We start from the raw sequence: 6,276 nt of genomic DNA on the forward strand, positions 1-6,276 counted from the left end.
AATCTTTAGTATAACAAAAAAAACGCAGGAGTTCAACTGTGAAGGTGCAGGGAAAGATTACGAAAACGGAGGCGCTGCTCCTGGGCTTGACGGCGCTGTTTTTGTGCGGGCTGTTGGGCCTGTTCCTCCGGGACCGGCAGGCCCTGGCGGGCCCGGCTGCGGTGGAGGCGGAGCGGTGGGCGCCGCAGGAGGCGCTCCAGGCGGACCTCGGCCCGCTGGACCTGAACACGGCCACGGCGGAGGAGCTGACGGTCCTGCCCGGCATCGGGGAGGTGCTGGCGGCGCGGATCGTGGCCTACCGGGAGGACCACGGCCCCTTTGGCGCCGTGGAGGAGCTGATGGAGGTCTCCGGCATCGGCCCGGCGACCTTGGAGGGATTGAAAGACCGCGTCGCGGTGGAGGGAACGGCATGAAAATTCTGGTGGTGGACGATGAGAAGACCCTGGTGAAAGGAATGAAATTCAACCTGGAGAACGAGGGCTACCAGGTGGAGTGCGCCTACGACGGTGCCGCCGCCGTGGAGCTGGCCCGGGAGGGCACGTTCGACCTGGTGATTCTGGACGTGATGATGCCGGAGGTGGACGGACTGGAGGCCTGCATGCGCATCCGGGAGTTCTCCAACGTGCCCATCATCATGCTGACGGCCAAGAGCGAGGACGCGGACAAGCTGATGGGCTTTGAGTGCGGCGCGGACGACTATCTCACCAAGCCTTTCAACATTCTGGAACTGAAGGCCCGGGTCCGGGCGCTGCTGCGCCGGGCCGCCGGGGTCCAGCGGGTCCGGGGGGCGGTGCTGACGGTGGGGGATCTGTCGTTGAACACCGAGGAGCGGGTGGCCGTCCGGGAGGGGCGGACCGTAGACCTCACCGCCAAGGAGTACGACCTTATCGAGCTGCTGATGCGCAACCCCCGGCGGGTGTACAGCCGGGAGAATTTGATGAATGTGGTGTGGGGCTATACCTACGCCGGGGACTACCGCACGGTGGACGTCCACATCCGCCGCCTGCGGGAGAAGCTGGAGAAGAACCCGGCGGAGCCGGACCACATCATGACCAAGTGGGGAGTGGGGTACTATTTCAAGGGATAGGACGTGGTTTTTCGACAGTCTCAAGGCCAAATTCGGCCTGAGCTACATCCTCATCATCGCGGCGGTGCTGCTGCTGCTGAACACCTATCCCCTGCGGGTGTCGGAGGATTTGGTATTCCGCTCCAAGGAGACCACCCTCCAGTCCAGCGTCTCCGTGATGGTCTACTCCCTCTCCGGCCTGGACCGGCTGACGGAGGAGAACGTGGCGGAGGCCATGGCGGTGGTGGAGGAGACGGGCCTCTCCCGCATTTTGGTGACGGACGGCGCAGGACTGGTGCTGTACGACACCCGAGAGACCGGCGGCGCCGTGGGGGAGTACACCTTCTACACGGAGATCGTCCAGGCGCTGCTGGGCAACGACGCCTTCACCTGCTCCTACGAAAACGGGGCCTTCCGCAGCCATGCCTCCACCCCTGTGATGTACCGCAACCAGATCATCGGCGCGGTGTATGCCTATGAGTACGACCGGTCCCAGGCCCTGCTGCTGGAGGGCCTCCAGGGGAATCTGCTGCGGCTGTCTGCCGTCATCGGGGCGGCGGTGCTGGTGCTCAGCGGCGTGCTGTCCGCGGCGCTGACCAAGAAGATCAGCCAGCTCCTCACCGCCATCCGCCAGGTGCGGGAGGGGGCGTACAGCCACCGGGCGGAGGTCCGGGGGCGGGACGAGATCGCCCAGATCGGCCAGGAGTTCAACAGCCTGACGGACCGGCTCCAGACCACGGAGGACACCCGCCGCCGCTTCGTCTCCGACGCCTCCCACGAGCTGAAGACCCCCCTGGCGGCCATCCGGCTGCTGACGGACTCCATTTTGCAGACGGAGGACATCGACCCGGAGACCACCCGGGAGTTCGTGGCGGACATCGGCGCCGAGGCGGAGCGGCTCAGCCGCATCACGGAGGCGCTGCTGCGGCTGACCCGTCTGGACAACGGGCTGCTGGACGTGGCGTCGGCGGTGGACGTGCTGCCGGTTTTGGAGCAGACCATGCGGATGATGAGCCTGGTGGCCCATGAGAAGGACATCGACCTCACCTACGACGCCGCGGAGGGCTGCACGGTGCTGGCCACCCGGGACGAGATCCACCAGGTCATCTACAACCTGACGGACAATGCCGTGAAGTACAGCGCCCCCGGCGGAACGGTGCAGGTCTCCCTGCGGCGGGAGGCGGATTGGGTGGTGCTGTCCGTGGCGGACGACGGCGCCGGCATTCCGGAGGCGGATCTGCCCCGGATTTTCGAGCGGTTCTACCGGGTGGACAAGGCCCGCTCCCGGGCCGCCGGCGGCACCGGGCTGGGCCTCTCCATCGTCAGCGACACGGTGCGCAAGCGGGGCGGCACCGTGGAGGCGGCCAATCTGCCCCAGGGCGGCGCGCTGTTCACGGTCCGCTGGCCCTGGCGGGAAGGAGGGACGGCATGAGACGGCTTTGCGCGGCGCTGCTGCTGTGCGCCCTGCTGCTGGGGGGCTGCGCCTACGGGGCGGCGGACCGGGAGGGGCGTACCTACGACCTCTATTTCCAGGAGGCGGACCTGACCCGGGCCGCCGGGGGGGATGTCCTCCGGGCGGAGCCGCTGCCGGCGGGGGAGGCCGGGGACACCCGGGCCCTGGCCGAGGCCCTGGTGACGGCCCTCTTGGCCGGGCCGTCCGACGAGACGCTGAAAAGCCCCATCCCCTCCGGGACCCAGCTCCTCTCCCTGGAGGTGGAGCGGGGGAGGGCGGTGGTGGACCTGTCCTCCCCCTACGCGGCGCTGTCCGGCGTGGGGCTGACCCTGGCGGACTACGCCATCACCCTGACGCTGACCCAACTGCCGGAGATTTTGTCGGTGGAGATCACCGTCCGGGGCCGGCCGCTGGCCTACCGGGACAAGCAGGTGTTCACCGCCCGGGACGTGCTCCTCTCCCCCATGGGGGACGTGGTGAGCACCGTGCCCGCCACGCTGTACTTCCTGAACGAGAGCGGGGAGCTGGCGGCGGAGAAGCGGATGCTGGAGCTGTACGAGGGCGACACCCAGGTGGGGGCCGTGTCCGCGGCGCTGGAGCAGGGGCCGGAGAACAAGGACCTGTCCCCCGTGCTGCCGGAGGGCTTCCGGGTGCGGTCCGTGTGGCTGGAGGAGGGCGTCTGCTACGTGAACCTCTCCTCCGCCCAGCTGGAGAACCTGCCCCAGGCGGCGGGGCTGTCCGCCGCCCTCCACGCCCTGCGGCGGTCGCTGTGCTCCCTGGAGGCGGTGGAGGAGGTCCAGTTCCTGGTGGACGGGGAGTTTGCCAGGACCTACGGCCCGGTGAACATCGCCAGCCCCTATTCCGAATAAGCAGACAGCGGGGCGGGACAGATGTCCCGCCCCGCTGCGGCTGTTGGAAGCGTGCCGCAGGCACGTTTCCCGGGAGGCTCGGTCCGGCCATGCGCACTGCCCGCGCACGGCCGGACCGGGAGAGATCGCCGCTGACCAGAAGGCTCGGCCCGCAGGTGCGCACTGTTCGCACACCTGCGGGCCGCGGTGCTGTCTCTGCCGCGCACACGCCGCGGCGGAAGCGGATTCCATTTCCTTTCGCCGCACCGGCGGCGAAGGGCGGCGCGGCGGGTTTGCCGGAAGAGCGGGACATCGGTCCTGTTCCCCCGGGGCTACATGCCGAACAGCAGCCGCACCGCGAAGGCGGAAGCCACAAAGCCCGTCAAATCCGCCGCCAGCGCCGCCGGAACGGCGTGGCGGGTCCGGTAGATGCCGGCGGAGCCGAAGTAGACGGCGATGGTGTAGAAGGTGGTCTCCGTGCTGCCCAGCATCACCGCCGCCACCCGGCCGGTGTAGCTGTCGGGGCCGTAGGTGGTCATCAGGTCGGTGCCCACCGCCAGGGCGCCGCTGCCGGACACCGGGCGGATCAGCATCAGCGGCGTGGTCTCCGGCGGCACCCCCAGCGCGTCCAGCACCGGGGCGCACAGGGCCGACAGCCACTCCATGGCGCCGGAGGCCCGGAACATGGATACGGCGGTGAGCAGTCCCACCAGGGCCGGGACGATGCGCAGCAGCACCGTCAGCCCCTCCTCCGCCCCGTGGGTGAGGGCGCCGTACACGTCCACCCGGCGGCCCATGCCGTACGCCGCCACGGCGGCCAGGAGGACGGGGATCACCAGGGAGCTGAGATTCACTTGCGTCTCCTTTCCAGGCGGGAGAGCAGCCAGGCGACGCTCAGCCCCACGGTCACCGACAGCACCGAGGACAGCCACACCGCCGGCAGGATGTCAAAGGGCGTCCGGCACCCGGCGGCGGAGCGGACGGAGGCGATGGTGGCGGGCAGAAGCTGGATGGAGGCGGTGTTCAGCACCACCAGAAGGCACAGCTCGTCGCTGGCCACGCCGCTGCAATCCTTGGCCATCCGCCGGGCCGCCCGGATGCCCAGGGGCGTGGCGGCGTTGCCCAGCCCCAGCAGGTTGGCGGAGACGTTGGCGGAGACCGCCGCCAACGTCTCCGGGTCCTTGCAGGCCTGGGGCAGCAGCCGCCGCAGAATGGGCCGGAAGGCCCTGGCCAGCCCGCCGGAGAGGCCGCAGGCGTTCATGATCTCCATGACCCCGCTCCAGAGGCACAGCACCCCCGCCATGGAGAGGCTCAATTGAATGGCGGAATCCGCGCCGGACAGCGCGGCCTCCGCCACGGCGTCCAGATTTCCGGTGGCAAGGCCGAACCCCAGGGACAGCACCACCATCCCCGTCCATACCCAGGCCATCGCCATGACATCATCTCCTTGCACAATTGTCGCATGATTTGTTAATTTAGTTTTAACTTCCATCGTTGCCAATTGACATTTCGTGGCAGTGTGTGATATTGTCGAAATCATAGAAAAAGAGAATGATTTTGATGAGAGAAGGAGAGACACTGTGAAATCGACAGGTATTGTGCGGAAAGTGGATGAACTGGGTCGGATCGTGCTCCCCATTGAGATGCGCCGCACGCTGGACATCGCGGAGAAGGACGCATTGGAAATCTATGTGGAGGGGTCGTCCGTCATTCTGAAAAAATACAAGCCCAGCTGTATTTTTTGTGACAGCAGCAAGGATATCACCGTTTTTAAAGGCAAGAACGTCTGCCCCAAGTGCTTGAAGGAACTGAAAACACTGTAAATCGTTAAATCGCCGCAAACGCGGAAGGAAGCCCCTGTGGACAGTACCACAGGGGCTGTTTTGTATCCTTTTCGGCGCTCAGCGGTCCAGGGCGGCGGTGTACAGCTCGTTTTTGGACCAGCCCGTGTGCGCCGCCACCTCCCTGGCGGCGTCCTTCAGCCGGACGCCCTGCTCCTGAAGGGCCAGCACCTGGGCCACGGCCTCCTCCAGCGGGACGGCGGCCGCCTGGGGCGGCTCCGCGCCGGCCACCACCAGCACGAACTCCCCCTTGGGGGCGGTCTCCCCGTAGTAGGCCACCGCCTCCCCCAGGGTGCAGCGGCGGGTCTCCTCGTGGAGCTTGGTCAGCTCCCGGCACAGGGCGATCCGCCGCTCCGGCCCGAAGGCCTCGGAGAGGTCCGCCAGGGTGGAGCGGAGCTTGTGGGGTGCCTCGTGGAAGATCATAGTGCGCTCCTCGGTTTTCAGGGCCTCCAGGCGCTCCCGGCGGCTCTTTTTGTTGACGGTGAGGAACCCCTCGAAGGTGAAGCGGCCCGTGGGCAGGCCGCTGACCGCCAGGGCGTTCACCGCCGCGCAGCACCCGGGGATGGAGAGCACCTCCACGCCCTCCTCCGCGCACAGACGCACCAGCTCCTCCCCCGGGTCCGAGACGGCGGGGGTGCCGGCGTCGGTCACCAGGGCGCAGGACTCCCCCGCCAGCAGCCGGCGCAAAATTGTCTGTCCGGCGGAGGCGTGGCTGTGGGCGTGGTAGCTCACCAGGGGCTTTTTGATGGAGAAGTGGTTCAAGAGCTTGACGGACACCCGGGTGTCCTCCGCCGCGATGAAGTCCACGGCCTCCAGCATCTCCACCGCCCGGGGGGAGAAGTCCCCCAGATTGCCGATGGGGGTGGCGACGAGATACAGCGTGCCGCTCATGGCGTTGCCTCCTGTTGTCTGAAATAGATGGCGTCCACCTCCGCCGTGGGGGCGCCGCCGGGCTGGCGCAGGATCAGGGGCGGCTCTACCCGCAGGCCCGGCCGGCCGCCCCGGCGGCCCTCCGCCAGCACCAGGGAGGGGGCGGAGGCGGCGGTGGGGCAGACCAGGCGGAGACGC

Annotated in this window: 8 protein-coding genes and 1 pseudogene; 5 read left to right on the top strand and 4 right to left on the bottom strand. The window is 67.8% G+C overall.

The features are described 5' to 3' along the window. The first annotated feature begins 38 nt into the window (after nucleotides 1-38). The 4 genes from QZS21_RS03510 (at nucleotide 39) to QZS21_RS03525 (ending at nucleotide 3,388) form a co-directional block, all read left to right on the top strand. Nucleotides 39-413 (top strand): helix-hairpin-helix domain-containing protein, encoded by a 375-nt coding sequence (locus QZS21_RS03510; RefSeq protein WP_295580348.1) that lies wholly within the window; start codon nucleotides 39-41, stop codon nucleotides 411-413. Beyond that, nucleotides 410-1,087: a response regulator transcription factor gene (locus tag QZS21_RS03515; protein WP_295580350.1), complete on the top strand. Its 678-nt coding sequence runs from the start codon at nucleotides 410-412 to the stop codon at nucleotides 1,085-1,087. The genes QZS21_RS03510 and QZS21_RS03515 overlap by 4 nt, the downstream gene beginning before the upstream one ends. Nucleotides 1,088-1,151: 64 nt before the next feature. Further along, a complete protein-coding gene (locus QZS21_RS03520) occupies nucleotides 1,152-2,498 on the top strand; it encodes a cell wall metabolism sensor histidine kinase WalK (RefSeq protein ID WP_295580352.1) in 1,347 nt (448 codons plus the stop codon). Next, complete coding sequence (locus QZS21_RS03525) at nucleotides 2,495-3,388, top strand: GerMN domain-containing protein (protein WP_295580354.1); 894 nt, start codon at nucleotides 2,495-2,497, stop codon at nucleotides 3,386-3,388. Before QZS21_RS03520 ends, QZS21_RS03525 begins: the two co-directional genes overlap by 4 nt. A 311-nt stretch (nucleotides 3,389-3,699) precedes the next feature. Here the strand turns inward: QZS21_RS03525 and QZS21_RS03530 are convergent, their stop codons facing one another. Then, nucleotides 3,700-4,221: a spore maturation protein gene (locus QZS21_RS03530; protein ID WP_295580356.1), complete on the bottom strand. Its 522-nt coding sequence runs from the start codon at nucleotides 4,219-4,221 to the stop codon at nucleotides 3,700-3,702. Then, the gene (locus tag QZS21_RS03535; protein WP_295580358.1) at nucleotides 4,218-4,802 is read right to left on the bottom strand and encodes a spore maturation protein A; all 585 of its coding nucleotides are present in this window, start codon (nucleotides 4,800-4,802) and stop codon (nucleotides 4,218-4,220) included. Before QZS21_RS03535 ends, QZS21_RS03530 begins: the two co-directional genes overlap by 4 nt. 145 nt (nucleotides 4,803-4,947) lie before the next feature. Between QZS21_RS03535 and QZS21_RS03540 the strand changes: the two genes are divergently transcribed. Next, the gene (locus QZS21_RS03540) at nucleotides 4,948-5,190 is read left to right on the top strand and encodes an AbrB/MazE/SpoVT family DNA-binding domain-containing protein (RefSeq protein ID WP_295580360.1); all 243 of its coding nucleotides are present in this window, start codon (nucleotides 4,948-4,950) and stop codon (nucleotides 5,188-5,190) included. A 78-nt stretch (nucleotides 5,191-5,268) separates the two neighbouring features. On the opposite strand, the gene rsmI is transcribed toward QZS21_RS03540, so the two are convergent. Both rsmI and QZS21_RS03550 read right to left on the bottom strand, forming a co-directional pair. Further along, the gene (rsmI, locus tag QZS21_RS03545) at nucleotides 5,269-6,099 is read right to left on the bottom strand and encodes a 16S rRNA (cytidine(1402)-2'-O)-methyltransferase (RefSeq protein WP_295580362.1); all 831 of its coding nucleotides are present in this window, start codon (nucleotides 6,097-6,099) and stop codon (nucleotides 5,269-5,271) included. Next, nucleotides 6,096-6,276: pseudogene (locus tag QZS21_RS03550) on the bottom strand (hypothetical protein); the annotation flags it as partial. The pseudogene QZS21_RS03550 and the gene rsmI, both read right to left, overlap by 4 nt.

The sequence above is a fragment of the uncultured Oscillibacter sp. genome (assembly GCF_900544955.1).
Taxonomy (GTDB): Bacteria; Bacillota; Clostridia; order Oscillospirales; family Oscillospiraceae; genus Oscillibacter.